The sequence below is a fragment of the Sphingobacterium sp. R2 genome (genome assembly GCF_040760075.1).
Lineage (GTDB): Bacteria > Bacteroidota > Bacteroidia > Sphingobacteriales > Sphingobacteriaceae > Sphingobacterium.
Genome location: NZ_CP142884.1, coordinates 2,789,636 through 2,813,787, shown reverse-complemented (window position 1 = coordinate 2,813,787; position 24,152 = coordinate 2,789,636). Strand labels below are relative to the sequence as shown.

11 protein-coding genes are annotated in these 24,152 nt (G+C 42.4%); 1 reads left to right on the top strand and 10 read right to left on the bottom strand.

Annotated elements, in window-relative coordinates:
• Positions 1–51: 51 nt before the first annotated feature.
• Positions 52–1,620 carry a RagB/SusD family nutrient uptake outer membrane protein gene (locus VXM68_RS11605; RefSeq protein ID WP_294186803.1) on the bottom strand — a complete coding sequence of 523 codons (1,569 nt, stop codon included), beginning with the start codon at positions 1,618–1,620 and terminating at the stop codon, positions 52–54.
• Positions 1,621–1,744: 124 nt separating this feature from the next.
• A complete protein-coding gene (locus VXM68_RS11600) occupies positions 1,745–4,732 on the bottom strand; it encodes a SusC/RagA family TonB-linked outer membrane protein (protein ID WP_367208827.1) in 2,988 nt (995 codons plus the stop codon).
• Positions 4,733–5,099: 367 nt separating this feature from the next.
• Here VXM68_RS11600 and VXM68_RS11595 point away from each other — a divergent pair, with 367 nt between their 5' ends.
• Positions 5,100–9,053 (top strand): two-component regulator propeller domain-containing protein, encoded by a 3,954-nt coding sequence (locus VXM68_RS11595; RefSeq protein ID WP_367208825.1) that lies wholly within the window; start codon positions 5,100–5,102, stop codon positions 9,051–9,053.
• A gap of 223 nt (positions 9,054–9,276) precedes the next feature.
• Here the strand turns inward: VXM68_RS11595 and VXM68_RS11590 are convergent, their stop codons facing one another.
• The 8 genes from VXM68_RS11590 to VXM68_RS11555 form a co-directional block, all read right to left on the bottom strand.
• Positions 9,277–10,602, bottom strand: coding sequence for an MFS transporter (locus VXM68_RS11590; RefSeq protein WP_367208824.1), 1,326 nt, complete (start codon positions 10,600–10,602; stop codon positions 9,277–9,279).
• Positions 10,603–10,702: 100 nt separating this feature from the next.
• Entirely contained in the window at positions 10,703–13,012 is a 2,310-nt protein-coding gene (locus VXM68_RS11585) for a family 65 glycosyl hydrolase domain-containing protein (protein ID WP_367208823.1), read from the bottom strand.
• Between the two features lie 100 nt (positions 13,013–13,112).
• A complete protein-coding gene (pgmB, locus tag VXM68_RS11580) occupies positions 13,113–13,760 on the bottom strand; it encodes a beta-phosphoglucomutase (RefSeq protein ID WP_293953481.1) in 648 nt (215 codons plus the stop codon).
• A 33-nt stretch (positions 13,761–13,793) separates the two neighbouring features.
• Positions 13,794–15,653 carry a glycoside hydrolase family 13 protein gene (locus VXM68_RS11575; RefSeq protein ID WP_293953479.1) on the bottom strand — a complete coding sequence of 620 codons (1,860 nt, stop codon included), beginning with the start codon at positions 15,651–15,653 and terminating at the stop codon, positions 13,794–13,796.
• A gap of 6 nt (positions 15,654–15,659) precedes the next feature.
• On the bottom strand, positions 15,660–16,679 hold the full coding sequence (locus VXM68_RS11570) for a SusE domain-containing protein (protein ID WP_367208821.1): 1,020 nt from the start codon (positions 16,677–16,679) through the stop codon (positions 15,660–15,662).
• Positions 16,680–16,845: 166 nt separating this feature from the next.
• Positions 16,846–18,441: a RagB/SusD family nutrient uptake outer membrane protein gene (locus tag VXM68_RS11565; RefSeq protein WP_367208819.1), complete on the bottom strand. Its 1,596-nt coding sequence runs from the start codon at positions 18,439–18,441 to the stop codon at positions 16,846–16,848.
• An 11-nt stretch (positions 18,442–18,452) separates the two neighbouring features.
• The gene (locus VXM68_RS11560) at positions 18,453–21,422 is read right to left on the bottom strand and encodes a SusC/RagA family TonB-linked outer membrane protein (protein ID WP_367208818.1); all 2,970 of its coding nucleotides are present in this window, start codon (positions 21,420–21,422) and stop codon (positions 18,453–18,455) included.
• Between the two features lie 11 nt (positions 21,423–21,433).
• Complete coding sequence (locus VXM68_RS11555; protein WP_367208816.1) at positions 21,434–24,022, bottom strand: alpha-amylase family glycosyl hydrolase; 2,589 nt, start codon at positions 24,020–24,022, stop codon at positions 21,434–21,436.
• Positions 24,023–24,152: the final 130 nt, after the last annotated feature.

Genomic DNA, 24,152 nt, shown 5'->3' with positions numbered 1-24,152 from the left:
TTAAACAAATAGGATGGATCCACCCTATTTGTCACGAACGGTTCCTTCAGCTTAATAGCCTGGATTCTGTTTCAAGTTTGGATTCACGGCAAGCTGCAAGTTCGGAATCGGATAAAGTAGGGTTTTTGGATCAGCGTCAGCCGCCTTTTCCTGCCAGGCCAGTAAATACTTACCAAAACGGATCAAATCTTGCCTTCTCCACCCTTCCCAATATAATTCGCGAGCGCGTTCATCCAACAGATTGTCAAGCGTCATTGCTGTAAGATTATCTACACCACGATTGAGTCGAATTCCATTAACTAAAGCAAGAGCTTCGGCAGCGGTTCCTGTACCTCCTCGGAGTATTGCCTCTGCTTGCATCAACAAGACATCCGCATAACGATACACGACCCAATCATTGTTCTTTTGTCCAGAGGATGCATAATCGTAAGCATATTTCATGGGACGGATGCCCGCAGTTTCCAGCGTATTACCTGAAGTGCGAATGGTTACTTCAGGCGTAAAAGAGAGTGGAGTATTCGAAGGATTTCTTGCCATTAAAGGTTTGTTCGTGCTCCAATTGTATTGCTGCCCAGCAAAAAAACCAACATTTTGGCGTTTAAATTCTTTTTTTCTATTAGACGTTGTATCCGCAGCATATTCATAATAAAGACCCCTACGCTCATCGTTTGTAGCGAATTTATCATAATAATCGGACAGTGTACACCAACCGTTCCAACCACTAGGATTCATGTTATAATGCGCGATGGTATTCCAAGTGCGTTCCACACTTCCACCCCGGTCTCCATTTTTATTGTACAAAGTAAAAATATTTTCTGTGGACTTTTCGTCGTTATCAGGTGCAAAATTGTCAAAATATTTGCCTTTTGCTGATACGCTGTATGGCCCTGTCGCAGTAATTTCCTTCGCCAAGGCTATTACTTTGTTCATATCGTCCGCATCAAAAGTCGGCTTCTGCCTATTCAAAAAAGCCCCCTTATTCAAGTAAATTTTCATCAACAATACTCTCGCTGCATTTTTATTTGCAACATACGCTCTTTTTAGTTCCCCTGCAGGCAAGGTTGTTATGATTTCATTAAGCTCTTTTATCATAAAATCCATCACATCTTGCGGTTGTAATACATCGGGTGCTATCTTAAAATCTTCTAAAGAAGCTCCTTGGCGGAAAGGTACCACACCATACAAATCTACGATGTCAAACATAGCAAGTGCACGAATGAACCTTGCCTCGGCGGCTTGTTGCGCATTTGGATTGCTCCGTAATACCTTTCCAGCATTAAAAACTGCTGTACTCAACCCCACAAAGGTATTATTGACATAGCCATTATCTGCATTCCAAGAATGAAGGTGAATGGCACGGTGCATTCCATTGTCGTCCCAGTCACCGCCGCGTGTTGGAGCCATCGCGGCATCAGTTGAGATTTCCTGCATTACCCAACGTTGCTCTTGTTGATAAGGGGTGTTCAATGAACTGTAAGCGGTGATTAACAAAGCCCCCGCTTCAATCAAGGCACCTTCCTCTGCCTCCCCTTTAAATTCTTCTTTCAGCTTGGTACACGAAAAAGTGCTCGTCACTACTGTACCGACTATTGCTAAATATAATAATGTTTTTAATTTCATCTTTGTCATCTGTCTAAATTTGTTTACATTCCTGATGAGCTATCAATATATTCATTTATACATGCACTTGAATAAATCTCGATAATTTCATCTTTTGATTTGTCACGATTCATCCGCCATCCATTTATAAGGAAAAATTGACTCCCAAAAGTATATTTCTGGCTGGCGGATATGGCAAGTATTCAATGCCTAATGAAGGAATTCCATTTACTGAGCCATCCGTATTCACCTCGGGATCAAATCCTGTATATTTCGTGATAATGAAAAGATTCTGTCCAGTCAGCGATACATTTAAATTCTTAAGCGCTCTGCCTATATTACCAACACGATAACTCAAAGTAAGATTAGCCATTTTCAAATAATCTCCTTTTTCCAGAAAACGCGTAGAAGGCGCTGCTGAATTTGAGATTGATTCCTTAATAGCAGTATTAAAAAATGTAGACCCAATATTTCGAGCAGACAAATTGCTTAAGCCCAGTGCTGTTGCTGCGGTATTGTTAAAAAGATAATGTCCTAGTGCACCATTCATATTGGCTGACAATGAGAATTGTTTATAGCTCACATTTGTAGAGATACCTAAAAGCGTTGTTGGATTTGGACTGTTTCGATAGAATTTATTGGAAGCGGGGTCATTGCCCGTACTGACACTTCCATCTTTCCCCAAGTACATGCTCGTTCCTGTCACGGGATCAATACCTTGAAAATCTGCTAAATACCACACGTTTAAAGGCTGTCCATTCGTCATGCGTTGCCCCAATACACCGGAGAATCCCTGTCCACGCAATGCTCCTGTCTCATAATCACCTTTAAGTCCACTTGCACTATTTTTTAGAAATGTTGCATTACCTGTTACATCCCAATTCCAGTTTTCACTTTTCAACAGTGTTCCTGTCAATGCAATTTCAACCCCTTTATTAAGAATCTCACCGTCTAAATTCACCCATATACGTCCGGCTGGACCATCCATTGCCAGTGTTTGTTCAAACAACGCATCGGTTGTTTTCTTGTGAAAATAATCGATCGAACCATATAAACGACCTTTCAACACGGAAAAATCAACTCCTGCGTTAAGCGTTGTCGATGTTTCCCATTTCAAGTCTTTATTTTGGAAATTTACTTGACCTGCACTTCCGCCATTACCAAAGGTAATCCGGTTTAATGAAGCTCCGGTAGGAAACTCCTGGTTACCGGTTTTCCCCCATCCCAAACGTAATTTTAGCTGATCGAAAATGTTCGTCGATTTCAAAAAATCTTCCTGCGCTAGGTTCCATGCAATCGCAATGGATGGAAAAGTAGCGTATTTATTGTTCTCGCCAAATTTGGTCGAACCATCTTTACGTACCGTTGCAGTCAATAAATAGCGATCCAAATAATTGACCCCACCACGCAAGAAAAACGATTGGAGCTGATTTGAGGGACTTCTATATGATGCAATGCCGCGTGTAGCGACCATCGAATTTTGAATGTAATCGAAGTAATCAAGTCCGATATATTTGAACCCACTACCATAAGAAAGATTATTATTAAAGTTAAAATCAAGGTATTCATAGCCGGCCACGGCATTAACATTCCAGTTTTCGTTAATTTGTTTGTTATAAGACATAATATGTGTCATCTGCAAATTGGTTTCACCATTATTGGAAATAAAGGCCTCTTCATCATTAACTTTTGAAGGATCGATCAAAACTGCACGATACATCCCCTGGCGATTGCCTAGCTGTCGCATCACACTATAGATAAAACGGTACTCCAAATCATCTGTGATTTTGTAATACGGAGCAATATTAATCACGGTCGTATTTGTCGTTGCCACATCTTTAAAAGCTTCAATACTTGTTAAAGGGTTTCGGGTTGACGGACTAACGTAAGTCAGGTTACCTTTATCATCATATAACGGCAGTGTTGGATTCCATTGTAAGGCCTGAGAGATCACATTTCCTTCTGAACCTACCATCGCATTGATTGGTGCATACCGATTATCCAACTGGGTCAAGAAAGCACTAAAATCTACACCCAACCGCTTATTCTCTAAGAAGCGAAAATTGCCCGTAAAGTTGGCCGTATATTTCTTCAGTTGTGATCCGCGAATAATACCGTTTTGGTTTAAATATCCACCCGAGAGACGATATTTTCCATGCTCAGTACCCCCTGCAATATCAGCATAATAATTTTGTGTAATCGCTTTTCGGGTAATTGCTCTGAAAGCATCTTCATTTCCTCCAAAGTCAGCATTCGCTACATCATTCGGTGTATAGTATTTTAAGGCCTCTCTAAATCGGGCCGCATCCAATACATCAGGATATTCCCGCATACTTGAGACACCCGCAGAAGCTCCGACAGAAACTTCAGGAGAGCCAACCTTTCCTTTCTTAGTGGTAATTAGTATCACCCCGTTTGCACCTCGTGAACCATAAATTGCCGTCGCGGAAGCATCCTTAAGGATATCCATGCTGGCGATGTCACCAGGATTCAAGTAACTAAGTGGATTTCCTCTATCGGAAGAAAAACCTCCTCTACCCTCAGGCAACGGCGAATTGCCGGACATGGGAACACCGTCGAGTACAAACAACGGATTGTTGCTTGCCCGGATCGATGAATTCCCTCGAATACGTACTGTTGTTGCCCCACCAGGTTGCCCCGTATTGTTAATCACCATCACACCAGGCGTCTTGCCCTGTATTAGTTGATCAGGACTGGTCATAACACCTTTATTAAAATTTTTGGCGCCAATAGTGACCATAGCCCCCGTTAGGTCTTTTTTACGGGCAGTACCATAACCGATTACAACGACTTCATCTAAGCCCTGACCCGCACTAGGTTCAAGCGCTACCGTGATATCGCTTCCCACAATGGGTACTTCTTTTAAAGTATATCCAATGAAAGATACTTCCAGCGTTTTAGCTTCACTGGCAATAGTCAATGTAAAGGAACCTTCCGTGTCTGTTGTGGTTGCTGCGGCACCTCCTTTTACCTTGATTGTAGCTCCTGCCAATGGACCTTGTGTTTCATCGACAACCTTCCCCTTCAAGACTTTCGTCTGGGCAAATGCAATAAAAGATACAAGCAGAAATGTAAGTGTCATTGCGCACTGTGCAAGTAGTTTATTTTTCATACGCTTTTTAATTAGTGGTTTAATTGATTCATATTGTGCATATATGATGCACAGCTCATATTAAGTGATTTAATGTTATTGATAGATTTTAAAGCTCATCGGAAATGAACATTTAATTGGCCAACTGTTGCATCGGCGAGTCTGTGAGGCAAAATCGTAGAAATAGTGGTTCGCGTAGGGACACAGGCTTTACCTGTCATAATTCTTGGGCACAACATACGTTTATATTTGGTTATTATCTTGATATAAAAATGCATAAATCTCAGCACCTCGTCCAATCACAGCGTCTCAAATTTATATCAAAGCGTATCAGTAAAATGCTTTATTGTGTTTTTAATTGACTATTTTTAGTTGAACGTAATCAATTTTGAAAAGAATAACCACCATATTAATTTTATACACCTTCTTAACATGTATCTATGGGCGGGCACAATCCATCTATTTTAAAAATTATCAAACCATCGATGGCCTCTCTAATAGTTCCGTCAAGTGTATTACACAGGATGTTCAAGGCTTTCTATGGCTCGGCACAAGAAATGGCCTCAATCGTTTCGATGGTAATCAATTTAAGATATTTAGACACAATGCTTCAGATTCGACAAGTATTGGAAGCTCCTCTATCTTGAGCATGCTCACCGACAGTAAAGGCGTCCTATGGGTGGGAACGACTCGCGGCACTTACTGCTACGATCCCATAAAAGAGAATTTCAAACCTTTTAAGCGTATTCCAATCGGCGAAGTAAATGCCCTACACGAATATGCGGGATTTATCTGGTTGCTTTCCAATGGCAAACTTTATCGTTATAATTCCGCGACAAAAGAAATTTCGGCATTTGACCATAACAACACTTCGCTGGTAGCAATCACCAGCAGTACGAGGGGTGGATTGTGGATCGCAGACGATAACAGTACGATACAAAGATATCAGCTTAGCACCAATAAATTTGTCCATGTCAATCTCAAAAAGATTGATCAACGAGCGCTAGCAAATACCAAAACCGTCTATGCAATCAACGATTCGCTGCTGATGATTGGGACAATCAATTCGGCCTATCTGTTTGATTTCAAAAATGGAACATTGAAAAACTTATTTTCAAACCATTACCCTGACAAAGTTATCCAGGCAAACTGCATTATTCAACAGACAGCATCCGTATATTGGATCGGAACAGAAACTGGAATATATACCTATGATATTTACACAGGACGGATCCACCACATTAAAAAAGATCTGCTCAACCCATTTGCGATATCGGACAATGCAGTCTTAAATTTCTATCGCGATCGGGAAGGCAATATTTGGTTTGGGACATATTTTGGTGGTTTTAACCAGTACAGCAACCAATTCAATAATTTCAAAAAGTATTTGTCCGGATTTGGAACATCCGACCTATCAGGCAATATCGTGCACGATATCACCAAAGATCGTCATGGAAATTTCTGGATAGGAACAGAAGATGGCGGTCTAAATAAAATAGATGGGCAAACAAACCAGATTCAGCACTTCGCTGCCAATGGCAAACAGGGAAGTATTACACATAATAACGTTCATGGGTTGGCCACCGTCGACGACGATCTTTGGGTAGGTTCTACGACTCATGGTATTGACATTCTGGACGTAAGAACAGGAAAATTAAAAAAGCATTACGACCGTATTGGTGAGGGACCATTACAAAGCAGCTTTGCCGTTTGCCTCTATAAGTCTCGAGACAACCACCTATTTGTAGGGACCGATCGCGCTTTATATGTCTACAATAAAGCGCGTGACCGTTTTGACCTTCTCCCCATTACTGCTTGGATACAAGGTATTTATGAAGACGAAGGGGGTATACTCTGGATCAACACCTATGGAAGTGGTGTCTATAGCTATAACCGCAGTTCGGGAAAAATTCAGCAGTTACGGTCTGAACAAGGCAAAAAAAATACACTCGTCAATAATTATGTCAATGGCCTATTTGAAGACAGCAAAAAAAACTTATGGTTTTGTACCGAAAGCGGCCTTTCAAAATACCGTCGTGATGGTCAATTTAAAAATTATCTGACCGAATCGGGATTACCTTCCAATCAAGTATTCAAGGTGCTGGAAGATGACAACAAAAGCATTTGGATATCTACCGGCGGTGGTCTGGTCAGATTGGATGAAGGGCTCCCCCGTAGGATCATTTATACGTCCAGAGATGGACTTCCAGCGGATCAATTTAATTATAATTCAGCTTTTAAGGATAATGACGGGACTTTATATTTCGGAACTATTAAAGGAATGGTAAGTTTCAACCCTACAAAATCCATTAAGAATAACTTTGTCCCCCCCATATTCATTAGTGGCATCCAAATCAACAACGCAAACATAGCTGTACGTGAAAATGGGATACTAAAAGAATCCATATCCACAGCAAAAGAAATCCAGCTGACCTACGATAGATCCAATATTAGCTTTAATATTGCAGCGTTAAGTTTTGTTTCACCAAAAAGTAATGCCTATCGGTATACTATGGAAGGTTACGATAAAGACTGGACCGATATTACAGGCAATCAAAAAATCTATTACAATAAACTTCCTCCGGGCACTTATACGTTTAAGTTCAAAGGTGCAAACAATAATAGGGTTTGGAATCCCGCGGAAAAAAAACTACGCATCGTTGTTTCGCCCCCCTGGTGGTTGTCTCGCTGGGCATATGTGCTCTATTTTCTAACTTTCGGAACAATTACCTTGCTCGGTTTACGCTATTATCTACTGCTTTTAAAGGCTAATAATGCGCAAAAGATGGATAGTTTCGAACGGAAAAAAGAGCAGGAAATATACGCGCTCAAGTTGGAGTTTTTTACCAACCTCGCTCATGAGATTCGTACCCCGCTCACCTTAATCAAAATGCCCCTGGAGAAAATAATAAATAATCAAAAATTCACCGATCAGGAAACGGCTCAGGACCTTGCTCTGATCGAAAAAAATACAACGCGATTAATTCGCCTCACCAATCAGTTACTGGATTTTAGAAAAGCAGAAACAAACAATATGAGCCTTATCTTTACAAAAACCGATATCAATACCCTTTTGGCCGAGGTATTTCACGATTTCAATTACCTCGCCAAAGACAAACATTTGCGTTACGACCTAAGTCTTCCACGTATCAGTCTTACAGCCTACGTAGATGAAGAGGCCCTTCGAAAAGTTTTTACAAACCTCATCCACAATGCAATAAAATATGCAGAGCACGAAGTCTACGTCAAACTGCTTCCATTCAATAGCGATGACATTATGTTCAATATTGAATTTCAAAATGATGGTCTGCTTATACCCTTTGAGAAGAAAGAAAAAATTTTTGAGCCCTTTTATCGACTAAACGAATCCGACAAAGATACCGGAACAGGAATTGGCCTGCCCCTTTCACGTTCTTTGGTCGAACTGCATCAAGGAACATTATCCGTTGTGCATCTGGAAGATAACCGCAACATATTCCTGCTATCAATCCCAATTTTTCAGGAACAATCCCTGGATATCCAGTCATTTCAGGAAGATTTTGAAGAGCATGTATTACATGATAGATCGGATGAACAGGAGGAAGAAAAGCCAGTGATTCTGCTCGTCGAGGATAATAAAGAAATATTAGCCTACCTCAATAAAGAGTTGAAAACCAGCTATACTATTCTACGGGCAGGGAATGGTGCCGAGGCCTTAGAAATATTAGATCAAGAGAATGTACAACTTGTACTAACAGATATTATGATGCCCATTATGGATGGTCTGGCGCTATGCAAACGCATTAAAACAGATATTTTGTATAGCCATATTCCCGTGATTTTTCTAACGGCAAAAAATGCGCTCGATTCAAAGATTCAAGGGTTAAAAAATGGTGCTGATGCTTACATCGAAAAACCCTTCTCGCTCGAATTCCTCATGGTACAAATACGTAATATCCTTAAAAACCGCAAAATTATCCAGAATTATTTGACCAATTATTCCGGATCCACCTTGATGGATATCAATGTATCGGCACCCGACAAAGATTTTATCAGCCAGCTCAATACTGTAATTTATGAAAATATTTCAGTGATAGACCTCAATGTGGATGGACTTGCCAAACTCATGCATATGAGCCGCCCAACCCTTTACCGTAAAATTAAAGGGCTATCCGACCTAACGCCCAATGAATTGATCAATATTTCACGATTAAAAAAAGCGGCAGAACTGCTTACCCAGAAAGAATACAACATTACCCAAGTATCAACGATGGTAGGTTACACCGTGCAATCCAATTTTTCCAGGGACTTCAATAAGCATTATGGCATGTCGCCGAGCAGCTATATTATTGAAAACAGTTAGTAATGCACACTTGTTCAGCAAATGATGGTGCATTTTTCAGCAATTGATACGCACAAGTTTTAGTAAATCGAACGAAATTATCCCGCTGTGTAAAAGCGAGTCGTGCTAACTAAAGCAAATTAGTATACTTAAGGGGATGATGAAAATCCAACTGCAAGAGCTGGGCCAAATGTGCAGAAAATCGTAGACGTAAGCTCTATTTACTACGTCTACGATAAAGCCCTTACCGTTTAGTCTTTGGAACAAAGAATGCCGCCAGCAACATAAATATGCCTGCCAACAACAAGCCGTAAATGGATTGGCTATGAAAAAAATATTTGATAATCATTCCGCCAAAAAAACCACACACAATCTGAGGCAACGTAATGAAGAAATTGAAAAGTCCCATATAAACTCCCATTTTACCAGCGGGCAAATGATCGCTTAAAATGGCATACGGCATTGCTAAAATACTTCCCCAAGCAATACCAATACCGATCATGGGAAGAATCAGCAGATTAGCATCTTTAATCAAAAACAATGAAATCAACGAAAGTCCGCCAATAGACAAGCCGAGCGCATGCGTTTTTCCACGTCCGAGCTGTTTGGCTATCCGCGGAATAAACAAAGCATATAGAGCCGATACCCCATTGTAAATACCAAAAAGCACGCCCACCCAATTGGCCGCCTCCATATAAAGATCCTGCCGATTCCCTTCCCGCAGGTAAAAAACCGAATCTGCAATCGCAGGAGTTGTATATACCCACATCATAAAAAGGGCAAACCAGGAAAAGAATTGAACCCAACCGAGTTTGCGCATGATCAATGGCATCTTACCAATATCGCTGACAATAGCGCGCAAACCAAGTATTGGCGCTGTCTCCTGTTCAACCACCAGGGTATCGGAAAATGACCGTAATTCCTGTGGCGTATATTCCTTCGTTTTAAACACCGACCACAACACCGTTAGAAGCAGTACAAAACCACCAAAGTAAAAAGAATATATCACATTGTTTGGCACCTGACCAGCTTCGGAAGTTCCCTGCACATGAAAATATTTTGTCAGTATAAAGGGAAGTAAGGATCCCAATACGGCTCCAATACCGATCAGAAAGGTTTGTACGGAGAATCCAAGACTACGTTGATTACCCGGTAGATTATCGCCAATTAAGGCTCTAAAGGGCTCCATTGTCACATTGATGGAAGCATCCATAAACATTAATAGTCCTGCTCCTATCCAAAGTGGTGCTAGCAATGTGGTAAATACTGCTGCATTCGGCATCAAAAACAGGGTTATGGTGGTCAGCAGTGCACCCACCAAAATATAAGGCCGACGACGCCCCAATTTATTCCAGGTTCGATCGCTATAATGCCCGATAATTGGCTGCACAATCATCCCCGTAATCGGAGCCGCAAGCCAAAACAGCGACAGGTGTTCAACATCAGCACCAAATGTCTGTAGAATACGGGAAGCATTGCCGTTTTGTAAGGCAAACCCCATTTGTATGCCCAAAAACCCAAAACTCATATTGATGACCTGGCTAATGCTTAATTCAGGTTTATTTCCCATAATAGGCTATCAAAATTTAAGACAAAATACAATTTAATTATCACTTAATCCCTATTTTCAGCAGCATAAGATTGGTTCTTACGCTGCTGAAAACAGGAGCTTACCGAACCTGAAACACCTGCTTTTTGCTTTGTGCAGCTAGAATGAAAGCTTCTGCCTCCGTCTGGATATGGGCCGCAGTGTCACTGTCATTTTCGATCGTAAATCCATCCGACCGTACCGCAATCAACAAGGTCGCACCGCGAAATAAGACACGGAATTTATACCCTTCCCACTCTTTAGGCAACATTGGATTTAAATACAGTTTTCCGTCCTTAATCCGCATTCCTGCAAAGCCCTCTACGATTGTCATCCAGGTACCCGCCATGGAAGTGATATGTAAACCGTCTTCGGTATCGTTATTATAATCATCCAGATCCAAACGAGAGGTCCGCAGATAGAATTCATAGGCTTTTTCTGGTTTATTCAACTTAGCAGCCAATATCGCATGGACGCAAGGAGAAAGCGAGCTTTCATGCACCGTAAACGGTTCATAGAATTCATAATGTCGCCTTAAGGCCTCAAGATCAAACTGGTCTTCGAGAAAGTAAAAGCCCTGCAGCACGTCGGCCTGCTTGATGTAACAGGAACGTAGAATCCTATCCCAGCTCCAACGCTGGTTGATCGGTCGTTGAGCCGGATCAAGTTCGGCCACAGGAATTAACTCTTTGTCGAGGAAACCATCCTGTTGGAGAAACACCCCGCGCTGCGCATCAAAAGGATAATACATGTTATCGATAATATGCTGCCATTTTCCCTGTTCTTCCGCTCCTATGGCTAACTTCGTTTTTAATGCGTCAGCAATGTCGGAGTTTAGCTGCGCCAGCTTGTTTAAACAGTCCAGTGTATATTCTAGGCACCAGGAAGCAATCCGATTGGTATACCAGTTGTTGTTTACGTTGTTTTCATACTCGTTTGGTCCCGTCACCCCCAACATGACATATTGCTGGCGCTCAGCGCTCCAATTAACGCGCTGTGCCCAGAATCGGCTTATTGCAACCAAGACTTCCAAGCCGTGCGACCAGATGTAATCCTGATCACCGGTGTAACGGACATAGTTATAGATCGCAAATGCAATGGCTCCATTGCGATGAATTTCCTCAAACGTAATTTCCCATTCATTATGGCATTCCTCACCATTAATCGTCACCATGGGATAAAGTGCAGCTCCATTGGTAAAGCCAAGTTTAGCGGCATTTTCGATGGCTTTATCCAATTGCTGATGACGATAAATCAACAAGTTACGCGCAATATTTGGAGATTGTGTTGCGAGGTAAAAAGGAATACAATAAGCTTCAGTATCCCAATAGGTGACACCCCCATATTTTTCACCTGTAAAACCTTTAGGACCAATATTGAGGCGCTCATCTTCGCCGGTATAAGTCTGGTTAAGCTGGAAAATATTGTAGCGTATTGCCTGCTGTGCTGCGACATCACCACTAATTTCAATATCACTTTCTGCCCAGATCGCTTGCCAAGTTGTTGCCTGTTTCTCCTTTAGTTGCTCATAGCTCAGTGCATTTAGCTGCTGTAAATTGACCGAAGCAGCCTCTTTTAGCTCTGCCGCCACATGGTTCTGTGATGTAACAATGGAAACTCGCTTTTCAACGCTACAAATTTGAGATTCGGTTAGCTCGGTCTTATAAATTTCTGCTATACAGCCTCGACTTGTCACCGTATCTTGCACTTCGACAACGGCTGTAGATCCTGTCACGGTAGTTGTAAGCAGGGCGTACACCTCAAAGCCAGTTTTCTTGGTACGCGCCGCCACAAAGGTATTTTCACCATCTCTTCCCTGCGCTGTGCTTTCCCAAAATTGCTCGTCGTAGTTACTGTCTCGATTGACAACTTCAGCATTTAAATGCGAGCGGACCTCCAAAGCAATCGGACCGGAAAGTGCCTGTATATTGTACTGTAATGAAGCTGTTTCCGAAGCAAACAGATGATACATCCGGCTTGCTTCTACCTTCAACTGTGCGCCATCAGGCATTTCCACGATAAAACTGCGGTATAAAACCCCATTTTGCATATCCAGGCGACGTTCAAAAGATTTGACCGCAACTTTGTTTAGGTCGAGAACCTGCCCATTTACTAGAATATTTAGGCCTATCCAATCGATGGAATTGATGACCTTGGCAAAATATTCGGGATACCCATTTTTCCACCAGCCCACGCGTGTTTTGTCAGGATAATAAATACCCGCTAGGTACGATCCCTGTAACGATTTCCCGCTGAATTCTTCTTCAAAATTAGCCCTCTGCCCCATCCGACCATTACCAATAGCGAAGATACTTTCCGAAAATTCATTATGTTCGGGACGAAAGGTGTCTTCGATAATTTGCCAAGGGTTATGTTTGATATATGTTTTCATCTTTATATTTTTTTCAATGCGCGACGGATACTCTGCCTCAATCATTCTGGTCTTCTTTGCCAATATGATCTACGCCTTGCTTCCATCACTTGAATTGCTCCTAAAATTTATCGACTAAGGCTCCTAAATCGGCTACCACTAAATCTGCTCCGTTAAGATGTTCAGCCTGCCCAATCCCTATCACCTGCATGCCGGCTGCCCTTGCCGCATCTATTCCGGCTTGAGCATCTTCCAGCACGAGACAGCATGCCGGTTCAATTCCCAAAGCCTCAGCTCCCTTCAGGAAAACTGCTGGATTAGGTTTAGACAGTTGAACCACATTTCCATCAATCAATGCGTCGAAATAGCTGATAATCCCCGTTTTTTCAAGGATGCCCATCGCGTTCTTGCTGGCTGACCCCAATGCAATCTTAATCCCCTTTTTCTGGAGTTTTTCTAATAGATCTAAACTACCTGAAAGCAAGTGGTCAGGGCTGAGTTGTTCAATCAGCTCCAAGTACCATTTGTTTTTAAGTGACAGCAAATCCGCTTTTTCAGCATCGGATATTTTCGCCCCCGCCCATTTTAAAATAAGCTCGAGGGATTCAATGCGACTGACCCCTTTCAGCTGTTCGTTGTCAACAAGAGAAAACGAATAACCCAAGCCTTCTGCCAATCTATGCCAGGCTTGAAAATGGTAGACCGCCGTATCCACCAACACACCGTCCAAATCAAATATTACGGCTTTTACAGTATTATAATTAATCATCGAAAAATGAATTCTATAGAATTTTAAATTGTGTTAAAACTTAAGCTCAAACACTTTAGTCTCGTAAGCGTCCAACTTCAAGCTATGGTCAACTGGATTGGTCTCTTGCTTTTGAATAATATCGAAATAGGACTTCACCTGGTTATTTCGTTCCCTAAAGCGATCGAGTTTAAGTTCCTTCGCGACATCATTGCAATTCATCACGACCATAACAGTTTGCTTTTCGTTGTAACGGAAATAAACATATACGCCATCTTCGGGCACATATTGCATCGTTTTACCGGTTTGTAATACAGCATGTTGTTTACGATAATTGGCTAGCGTTTGAATAAAAGCCCACATATCCTGCTCTGCTTTAGTCCTTCCCTCTACCGTAAACTTGTTCAGTTTATCACCCGCGAAACCACCCTGAAAGTCTTCCCGTAACAAGCCATCTGGATTGGAGAAATTCTTCATCAGAATTTCCGCCCCATAGTACAATTGTGGGATGCCCCTTGTTGTCATAAGCCAAGCCATTGCCGATTTATATTTCTGCACATTTTCACCGACAACGGAGAAAAAACGATCTTTATCGTGGTTATCCAAAAAAAGGACATTTTGCTCGGGATGTGGGTACAGAAAGTCTGAAGCGAGGGTTGAATACAATTTATTGGCTCCGGCGGTCCATTCTGTCTTTTGGTTGAGTGCATCACCTATGGCATAATTAAGCTGAAAATCCGTGACACCCATCAGCTTGGAATCGACCTCCTGGCCAACTCGTTTTCCACCCAGAAAATAGGCCTGGTTCCCCACACCATGTACCCATGTTTCACCAAAAAAGGTAAATTTTGGATACTCCTGCAGAATGCGATCTGTCCATTTGGCCATAAAATCAAGATCATTGTACGGATAGGTATCAATTCGGAATCCATCTATTGCCGCAGTCTCTATCCACCAGATATGGCTTTGGGTCAGATAATTTTGAACGTATGGGTTTTGTTCGTTCATATCGGGCATTGTGGGAACAAACCAGCCTTTGACCATTTTCTTTTTGTCATCTGCCGAGGCATAAGGATCAAAAACTGTCTGATCTTTGTATGATGTCTGCGTATAGGTAGGCCATTCATTGAGCCAGTCAGCCATCGGCTTGTCTTTTACCGTCCAATGATAACTTCCAATATGATTGGGCACCACATCAAAAATCAGTTTCATCTGACGTTTATGCAGCTGTTCACCCAATTGGACATAGGTATCGTTGCTACCAAAACGGGGATCAATATGATAGGTTTCGGTGTTGGCATAACCATGATATGAAGCCTGGGGCATGTCATTGGTCAACACAGGGGTCAACCACAATGATGTCACCCCAAGATCTTGTAGGTAATCCAGCTTTCCGATAATACCTTCCAGATCACCACCATGACGCAGATACATCGAGTCTCGGTTTAAACTCATATCCAACATGCCTTTCACCTGATCATTTCCTTTGTTTCCATTGGCAAAACGATCGGGCATAATCAGGTAGATCAAATCAGCACTGTTCACACCCTGTGCTTTTATTTTTTGATTTCTCTGCTTCAACTCATAACGATAGGTTAATTTTTTCTTTCCTTGGCTAAAGGTAAAAGTTGACCATCCTGGTTTGGCCGAAGCAGCCACCTTGACATCCAAAAAGAGGTAGTTGGGATTTTCTACGCGATTGACTTTGACAAGTTCTATCCCTTTATCCTCCACCTGTACCTCGCTTTTCCCTATCTGAGGTCCATAGACGACAAGCTGCAAAGTCGGATTTTCCATTCCTACCCACCAGTTTAAAGGTTCTACGCGTTGGATGGATTGCCCCATTAGGGGGCTCCATCCAAACACCGTTAGTGCCACGAATACTGTGGTAATCTTTTTATTTCGTTTAAACATCGTTTTTTATTTCTTCGTCAACGTATATGTATTTGCATTGAAATCCACGACAATATCATAGGTACCGGCATTGGCAACGGCGATATTTGCACCGCCAGCAGCCAAGGTGCCATTAGTCCCGCCAAAATTGGTTCCCCAATCGTGGTTTTTACGGAATTTGATCTCGCCTGCAGTCAAGCTCACTGTGAGCTTCCATACCTGATTGGCATTGTCGAATTTCATATCCGTATCGGCATCCCAGCCCTTAGGCGTGGCGCTACCAATAATGCCCCAGCTATGGTCTTTATAAGAAATCGTGTTAGCTGTTGTGTTTACTTCCAATTCGAGATTACCGGCACGTGGAGCCTTGATGTCTTGACCACCATTGTAAACGATCTTACCTGGCTCTGTTTCTCCATATGAATTGCTCCAATTTCGCTCAGGAGTCAGTTTAAAGGTCAATTTTTCTTCTGGAAAATTGATGATACCGGTATAGATCCCATTACTCGTCGGCGAAATCAACGATTCAGCATTGGCTTCAACCCAGTCCTCATAAGCCCCTATGGCATATAAATAACTTGTTGAAGCGAAGGGGATCGCCTTCAGACCAACTAAAGCCGAATACACCACCGTAATTTTAGCGTTGATACTTGACTTTATGCGCACGTCAAATTCAGAAGTGGTCCCTGTTGACACACCCAAAGCAAGTAAATAGCTATTCAGCTCATAACCCGTAAAACCTACGGTGCTCCGACCACTAGGAATAACCACTTCCTTTACAGTTTTAAAATTGTCACCTTTAAGCCCAAACTGAAGGACATTGGTCACTGCAGCCTGAAAACCAAAGTCAGGCTGAATCATATTGAGGTGCAGTACCGTATCCTCTGCGTTATCTTTTGACAAGGTTACATTCGTTTTATCGAGGCTTAAAGTCGCCGGCTTTATGTCCTCCCCGCTAGCCAATATAGCGCGCGTCTCATCTTTTTTACAACTTTGGAACGCCACTATAAATAGCAGCATGATTCCGATATAGTGTATAATTTTCATCTGTTTAATTTTTGTTTTCAATAGCTGATGAAAGCCCGGGTAACTGACCATTCGCCAATGCGTCGAACAATAGATATTGCCCGGTTTCATCTGTCAACAATTGTCTTATTACAGGTAAGGCTACATTGACCGGAAGAGACTCGTCGTTCTTCCTGTCTGATGCTGATTAATTATAGCCTGGATTCTGTACAAGATTGGAGTTCGCAATAATATCCGAAGCAGGAAGTGGGAACAGCGTCCTATACCCGGCAACTGCCTGACCTGCAAGCACACCACCTTTAAAAGGCCAGAGGTAATTATCACCCGTAAATTTGCCATAGCGGATTAAATCCGAACGTCTAAATCCTTCCCAGTATAATTCTTTCACACGCTCATTGAGAATGTCATCCAAAGAAAGATTCGTTAAGTTCCCACTGTTGTTTCCATAGGCACGTACACGCAGTTTATTGACATAGTCCAGCGCCTTGGCCAAGCTTCCGCCAGAGCCGCCACGCAATGTTGCCTCAGCATAGATCAAGTTCATCTCTGCCAGACGGATCAACGGGAAATCCACCGAAGCAACAAAACCTTCAGCTGCCGGAGGAGCAGTTTTTCCGTCCTTGTTCACATTCCGGAATTTAGTAACTGCCAACCCCTGCTTATAGACAGCGATATCTTCTATTTTTACGCTTGTATTTAAGTGAAACATTGCCCTTTTGTCCGTTGCTCCGGAGTAATCACCGAAAATGGTTGCGATATTGTCACGCGTCCGATTTCCCGCCCAACCGCCGCCCGGTACACCAAATGAAGTGGGATGCATGGTTGCATCAATAGCTGCATTGATCAGATAAGTTGTACCACCCTTGCTTTGTGTTTTGGTACCATCATAAGGCAGATAAAAAATAAATTCGGGGTTGTTCACATCATTATCTGCATAGAAAAGCTCGCGATAATTTGTCCCCAAACTATAGCCCGAGTTCAGTACTTTTTCTGCGAATGTAATTGCTTCGGTATATTTCTTATTTCCAGCACCCAAGTAAACTTCCGCATTGAGGTATAAACGAGCCAACAGCCCCCATGCCGCAACTTGATCTACACGGCCATATACATTCTGTTTGGCACCTTTTAGCTGGACCGCAACTTCCAACAGCTCTTTCTCTATATAAGCAAAAAGTTCAGCTCGTTTGATCTGTGGCGGCGATACTTTACCGACCGAAGTTTCTTCGGTTACAAAGGGTGGATTTCCGAATAGATCAAGTAGAACCCAATAGTTGTAAGCACGTAAGAATCTTGCTTCGGCACGATAATAAGCGATCTCTTTTTTGTCGGCATCTGAAATACCGCGTTCGGCCAATTTAGCATCCGTGCTCTCTCTTAAAAATTCATTGACAAGGGTAGCACTGTATACACAACGCGTGTAAAGACCCCGTAGCATGGGATTGCTATCGTCAAAATCGAGATAATCCAGCCCACTGATCCCAGGGTCATTGAGCCAAGCACAAGCGGCTTCATCGGTCGTAAGTTCCTGTGCGTTCCAAAAAAGGCGTAAAAAATCCGATGTACCGGCATCCAATCCTCCCAGATCAGAGTTATTCGGCCCCGATGTACTGGTTAAGGTCAATGATCCATATAATCTTGCGAAAGACGAGGTATAGCCTTTAAAATCTTTGTAGGCTACATCTGCTGTTACGTCGTTCGTCGGTTTCAGATCCAAATCCTTATGGCAGCTGCTCAGTGCTATAGCCAGCAAGCATACACCTATATATTTATTTAATTTTTTCATTGTTATATCGTTTAAAAACTCACATTTACACCCAATACATAAGTCCTTGGCCTCGGATAAAAGCGATCGTCTATACCGTTAAATATCTCTGGGTCAACACCTTTATACTTGGTAATCGTAAATACATTTTGTACAGTTGCAGAAATCGACATTGAAGCGTTACTATTCCGGATAAATTTTCCAAGGTTATAACTCAGGTTGACATTATCCATTTTCAAAAACGAAGCGTTCTTAATGTAGTAATCACTTCGGAGCTGTTTGAGCAGAAAATTGGTATTTAAAAAATCTACCGGCGCATTATTAATCACCAGAACGGCCTGATCGTTGATATTAGCTCCACTTCCCAAATTAGAGGAAACATTGTCGTATACATAATTGTCAAGATTTGCGCGCAATACCGTTGTTGCCGACCATTTTTTGTAGCTGTATGCCGCCGTAAAACCCAAAAGATATTTCGGTAACGGTGATTTATACAGATAGCGATCGTTATCGCTGATAACGCCATCTCCATTACGGTCAACATAGACACCTTCGACAGGATGCCCTTGTTCATCATATACCTGTTGGAAAACATTGAAACTGTTTGGCATGAAATTAACCTTATGCGCCTGGATATTTCCGCCTGTACCACCACGGATACCACCGGTCTCTACAATAAAGTTCGGATCATCACTCTGTGTCAGATTGGTTACTTTACTCTTATTATAAGTTAGGTTAAAACCGATGTCCAAGGTCGAATTATCCGTTTTTAGCGGGACGAAGTGTACATTAAACTCCAGCCCCTGGTTTTCCATGTTACCCACGTTGGTCAACAGGAAATTGCTAAAGTTAGAGCCTACAGGGACGGAAATCGTGCTGAGCAGGTCTTTGGTCTTTTTCGAATAATAATCCACGCTACCGTAGACCCGATTGTTGCTAAAGCCAAAATCAACTCCGGCATTATAGGTTGTTGTATTTTCCCAACGAATGTCTTTATCGTAGGCCACAGGTGAATTTAAATAGTAGTATTCATCACCAAAGCGATACATCGACTCGTTGCCGCTGATGGTATAATTAGGCAAATAAGAATAGTTGGCGATGCCATCTTGCTGCCCGGTTTTTCCATAACTTAGACGGAGCTTCAGTTCGGATACTGCAGCTATATCTTTTAAAAAGCCTTCGTTCTTTGCCCGCCAGGTAAATCCAACAGAAGGAAAATATCCCCAACGGTTATCTGGACTAAAACGGGAAGAACCATCCGACCGCAAGATTCCCGACAGAACATAGCGGTTGTCATAGGTATAAATCAGACGGCCATAATAAGAGATCAACAGATTTTCGGGCTTATCAAAAGGCCGAGTAGGTTCATTTAGGATCTTATCACCATCCGCATTTGTACGGTTAAAATTGTAAACCTTGCTACTATTTTTATAGTAGCCATAGCCTAATGTCGCGTCTATCGTACTTTTGATTGTAGGTAATTCCTTATCATACTTTAAATAAAACTCCAGCGTTTTATTGTTGATATCGGTTTTATATTGCGTTCTTTCACCACCCTCATTAAAATTACGTGCAGCGATCGCTGGGGTGAATGTATTGCCTTTGGAACGTGCCAAATCGTAGCCGACGTTTAGGTTGGCATGCAGCTCCGGCAGGAAATGAAAACTATAATCCACCTTTGCATTTCCGATACTTCTAAACACATCGCCATTATCTTTGCGTAAATCCAACAAGGCTAACGGGTTGCGAGGTGCATTGGGATTAGGCTTCCCCCCTTGAATCCACTCGTAGTACCCGCCAAAACTACTTTTATCCTCTACATACACAGGTTGGGTGGGATCGAACTGAATAGCTGTACCAATTGCATCCTGAGTAGCGAATTTAGATTTTGACCAGGTACCACGCACATTCACATCCAAGGAAAGGTGATTGTCGAGAAATTTTGGTGTTAAGGCCAACGCCGCAGTGGTCCGTTTTAAGTTATCATTTTTCAGCACCCCGTCTTGATTCATATAACCAGCAGAAATACGGTAAGGCATATTGCCAGCTCTGGAAGCAATGTTAACATTATTGTCCGTAGTAAAGGCATTGCCATAAATCACATCCTGCCAATCGGTATTTGCTGTTCCCAACAGCTTTTTCATCGCATCACTGCCATTGGTATTGACATAATCGCGGATTTGATCCGCGTTGAGCAGTTTTACTTTATTGGCCACAGTCGCCAAAGAATTCTGTGTCGAGAAGTTGATCTGTGTTCCTGAGCGGCTGCCTTTTTTGGTGGTGATTAAGATGACACCATTCGATGCACGCGAACCGTAAATTGCCGTTGCATTGGCATCTTTCAAGATGGTAAATGTCTCGATATCATTTGGATTAATCAAACTTAATGGATTCGCTACCCCAGATACAGAGCCACCAGCCAAAGGAATCCCATCCACGACGATCAATGGATCGTTACTGGCATTCAGTGAAGCGCCGGAACGGATCCGGATTGTACTTCCTGCGCCTGGCTGCCCCCCACTTGTTGTAATCTGTACGCCCGGAACTTTCCCCATAATGAGTTGCTCCGGCGAGGAGATCTGTCCTTTTTGAAAATCTTTTGCAGATACTGTGCTGATTGAACCCGTCAGGTCACTTTTCTTTTGTGTACCATAACCAATCACTACAACCTCTTCCAGTGCACTGGTATTGGATTTCAGGTAAAGGTTTAACGGATGCTGTCCATCGCCGACCTGGATCAAGGTATCCAGGGTCGCATATCCGACCATACTTACTTTCAGACGTAATTTCCCTGTTTGTAGTCTATCCAAGCTAAAATCCCCATTCGCATTGGTAGACAGTGATTTTTGAATATCCTCGAAGCGCAGTGTAGCACCGACCAAGGAACTCCCCTTCTGGTCCATTACTCGCCCTTTTAGCGTTGCCTGTTGCGCAAATGCCGAAGCACTTACACCGAGTAGCATGCTCAGAGCCCAAAATGGACGTGATAGCTGTTTGTTCATAAAATAACTGTTTATTTATTTAGTTTTGTTTTGCTTATCAATTGGTACTGCCCAGGTAGTAAACTCAATTTTGACTGGCCAGACCAATTGAGCTCTTTTCCTGTAAAATTATCGACCCACTGCCCCTGCAACGCTGCCGGCAAGGCAAAGTCCACACTTTCTACCCCAAAATTGCCAAGTACCCCTACTTGTTGTCCTTCCTTTTCGAGAACAAAATATTTAACGGCATCTTTCATAGCCGATGTGATAATTGTCCCGTTTTGGAAAATGCTATTTTTGGTTTTGAAACGTGTGAGTTTGGCGTAGGTCTCAAAGAGCTTTTTGCGATCATCTTGTTGTAGATAACTCCACAACAATGGTTTTTCGCCTGTGCGCCCATTTTCATCGATAGATACATCATAGCCGTATTCACCAAACTGCCAGATCATCTTAGGTCCGGGCGAAGCCAATAAAAAGACTGCAACCTGTTCCATACGTTTTAATGCCGTGCTGAGGTTCTTGATGTTATAACTACCTGATGAATTGCCATAATTCAGGCATTTGAACAGCAACCGCTGTTCGTCATGGCTTTCCATATAAGACACAAACGAGGGTTGTGTCATGCCGTGGCCCGAAGGGAATAATCTGCCTAAATCCGAGCCGTTGTTGGCATTCCAGCCCATCGCCGCCTCATTGAAGACCCCATTCATGTTGTTCCATAGCAACATCCCCGATTGCGCAAGTTCGGCCTCTTCCTGATCTCCGCCAAGATGTTCGAGAATAATATAACACGAGGGATCGATGCTGCGAATATGCTGCTGGTAGTGCTTCAAGATAGCCACACGTGACGCATCGTAAGCATTCCATGCACTTAAATCACTTTCTGAGGTACCCGAATTTTTCTGTGTAAACCCTTTAGACAAGTCAAATCGGAACCCATCAATCTTGTACTCCTGCATCCAATAGGTCAATACATCCTTAACAAAAGTCTGTGTGTAACTACTTTCGTGGTTAAAGTCAAAGCCAACATTGAACGGATGCTTGGCTACTGTATTGAACCAAGGACTATTGCTCGCAACGTTGCCCTGCTCAAAATAAAGCTGTACTAGCGGGGACTGACCAAAAGCATGATTAAAAACAACATCCAAAATCACGGCAATACCATTTTCGTGACAAGCGTCTATGTAGGCTTTCAAATCGTTTTTCAAGCCATAGTATTTATCCAAAGCGCGGTGGAAAGAAGGATTATAACCCCAGGTCGAATTCCCCTCCGATTCCTGTACAGGCATAATCTCGACCGCATTTACACCCAGCCTTTTTAAATAAGGCAAAGAATCTTTCAATGTGGTATATTGATGTTGTTTGACAAAATCACGGACCAAGAGTTCATAGATCACCAAATCACCTTGAGCAGGTCTGTTAAAAGCAGTTGTTTTCCAGGTATAAGCCTTTGTGGAAAGATCCAATACGCCGACAATACCATGCGCAGCTGCGGGATAAGCGGGTACAGCCGCCGCGGTCAGTCCGAGTACGGCATCGTTTTGCGGATCAAGAATCAGCTCAGCATAGGGATCAGCGATATTCAGTTGACCGTCCATCAAAAACTGATAAGTCTGTTTTTTAGAGAAATCCAGATTTGATACGGTAACCCACCAGGTTTTTCCATCCGGTGTTTGGCTCATCGCATAGGCCGGTAATGCTTTATAGTTGTTAAAATCGCCCAAGAGATACACACTCGTTTTTAATGGCGCCGTGAGTGCAAAACTGACCTCCCCTTTTTCCCTGTTTATCGTTGTTCCATTTGGATTGATGCCGATCGGGAGTGCAGCGATGGCAGGTTTTGACTCCACAAATAACCGGGCTTTACTGGAATATATTTTACCCCCAAATTCAAGACGTGCTTCAAGCTCGTGTAGGCCATTACTTTGTAGGCTGAGCGATTTTTCTAATGACAGTACCGCAGAAGATTCAGCAAGCAATAAGCCATTATCCCAGATACTGATTTTTCCGGACTGCGTTGCCTGTACTTTTAACTTCAGATTATCTCCAACAGTGTACATCTGCTCCAGGGTAATGGGATCTGTGGGTTGCAGCGTAGGCGAAACAAAACGAATGGCTTGCGTATTGCTCGTTACAAGAGGAAGAAATAGATCTGAATTATTTTTGTTGCGTTGGACCAGTGACCCATTACTATTGCGCACTAAAAGTGCCATCTGACCAAATTCTCCACCATTTGTCAGGTTAAAAAATTTGGAGGGGGTAAATGTGAATGAATATAAACCAGCAGAAACAAATTTAAGTTTATAGGCATTGTCATTCTTAGACCAATCTGTCGCGACATGTTGCCAGCTGCTCTCATTGACAGGAATCAATCCGGCGTGTAGGTACAGGTCTGTAGTGCTTCCCTTTAAAGCCGCATTTCCTTTCGAAAGATCAAATTGCAACGTGATTTCCTTATCCCAAAAGATAAATGGAGCAGAAAGATTCACCAAACCGGATCCCTGCTGTTCAACAACAGGAGGTTGTTCGACATCCACGATATCTTTCTTATTTGCACATGATGATGATAATAGGACAATCACCCAGAGATACCCTATTAAACGAGAGATATGCTTCCCCATCGATAATTAGCTTTACTTGGAATCTGACACTGGGAACGTTCCCGAAGTCAAGGCAAAAAGAAATCGTTTGTGGCGATTTGCTGGATTTCCCTATCCAATATTTTATACAAATTGATTATTTAAATACTTT

What these genes read in the sequence shown, in the direction of transcription:
- VXM68_RS11605 (WP_294186803.1), bottom strand. Translation starts at nt 1,620, where the DNA reads ATGAAATTAAAAACATTATTATATTTAGCAATAGTCGGTACAGTAGTG.
- VXM68_RS11600 (WP_367208827.1), bottom strand. Translation starts at nt 4,732, where the DNA reads ATGAAAAATAAACTACTTGCACAGTGCGCAATGACACTTACATTTCTG.
- VXM68_RS11590 (WP_367208824.1), bottom strand. Translation starts at nt 10,602, where the DNA reads ATGGGAAATAAACCTGAATTAAGCATTAGCCAGGTCATCAATATGAGT.
- VXM68_RS11585 (WP_367208823.1), bottom strand. Translation starts at nt 13,012, where the DNA reads ATGAAAACATATATCAAACATAACCCTTGGCAAATTATCGAAGACACC.
- pgmB (WP_293953481.1), bottom strand. Translation starts at nt 13,760, where the DNA reads ATGATTAATTATAATACTGTAAAAGCCGTAATATTTGATTTGGACGGT.
- VXM68_RS11575 (WP_293953479.1), bottom strand. Translation starts at nt 15,653, where the DNA reads ATGTTTAAACGAAATAAAAAGATTACCACAGTATTCGTGGCACTAACG.
- VXM68_RS11570 (WP_367208821.1), bottom strand. Translation starts at nt 16,679, where the DNA reads ATGAAAATTATACACTATATCGGAATCATGCTGCTATTTATAGTGGCG.
- VXM68_RS11565 (WP_367208819.1), bottom strand. Translation starts at nt 18,441, where the DNA reads ATGAAAAAATTAAATAAATATATAGGTGTATGCTTGCTGGCTATAGCA.
- VXM68_RS11560 (WP_367208818.1), bottom strand. Translation starts at nt 21,422, where the DNA reads ATGAACAAACAGCTATCACGTCCATTTTGGGCTCTGAGCATGCTACTC.
- VXM68_RS11555 (WP_367208816.1), bottom strand. Translation starts at nt 24,022, where the DNA reads ATGGGGAAGCATATCTCTCGTTTAATAGGGTATCTCTGGGTGATTGTC.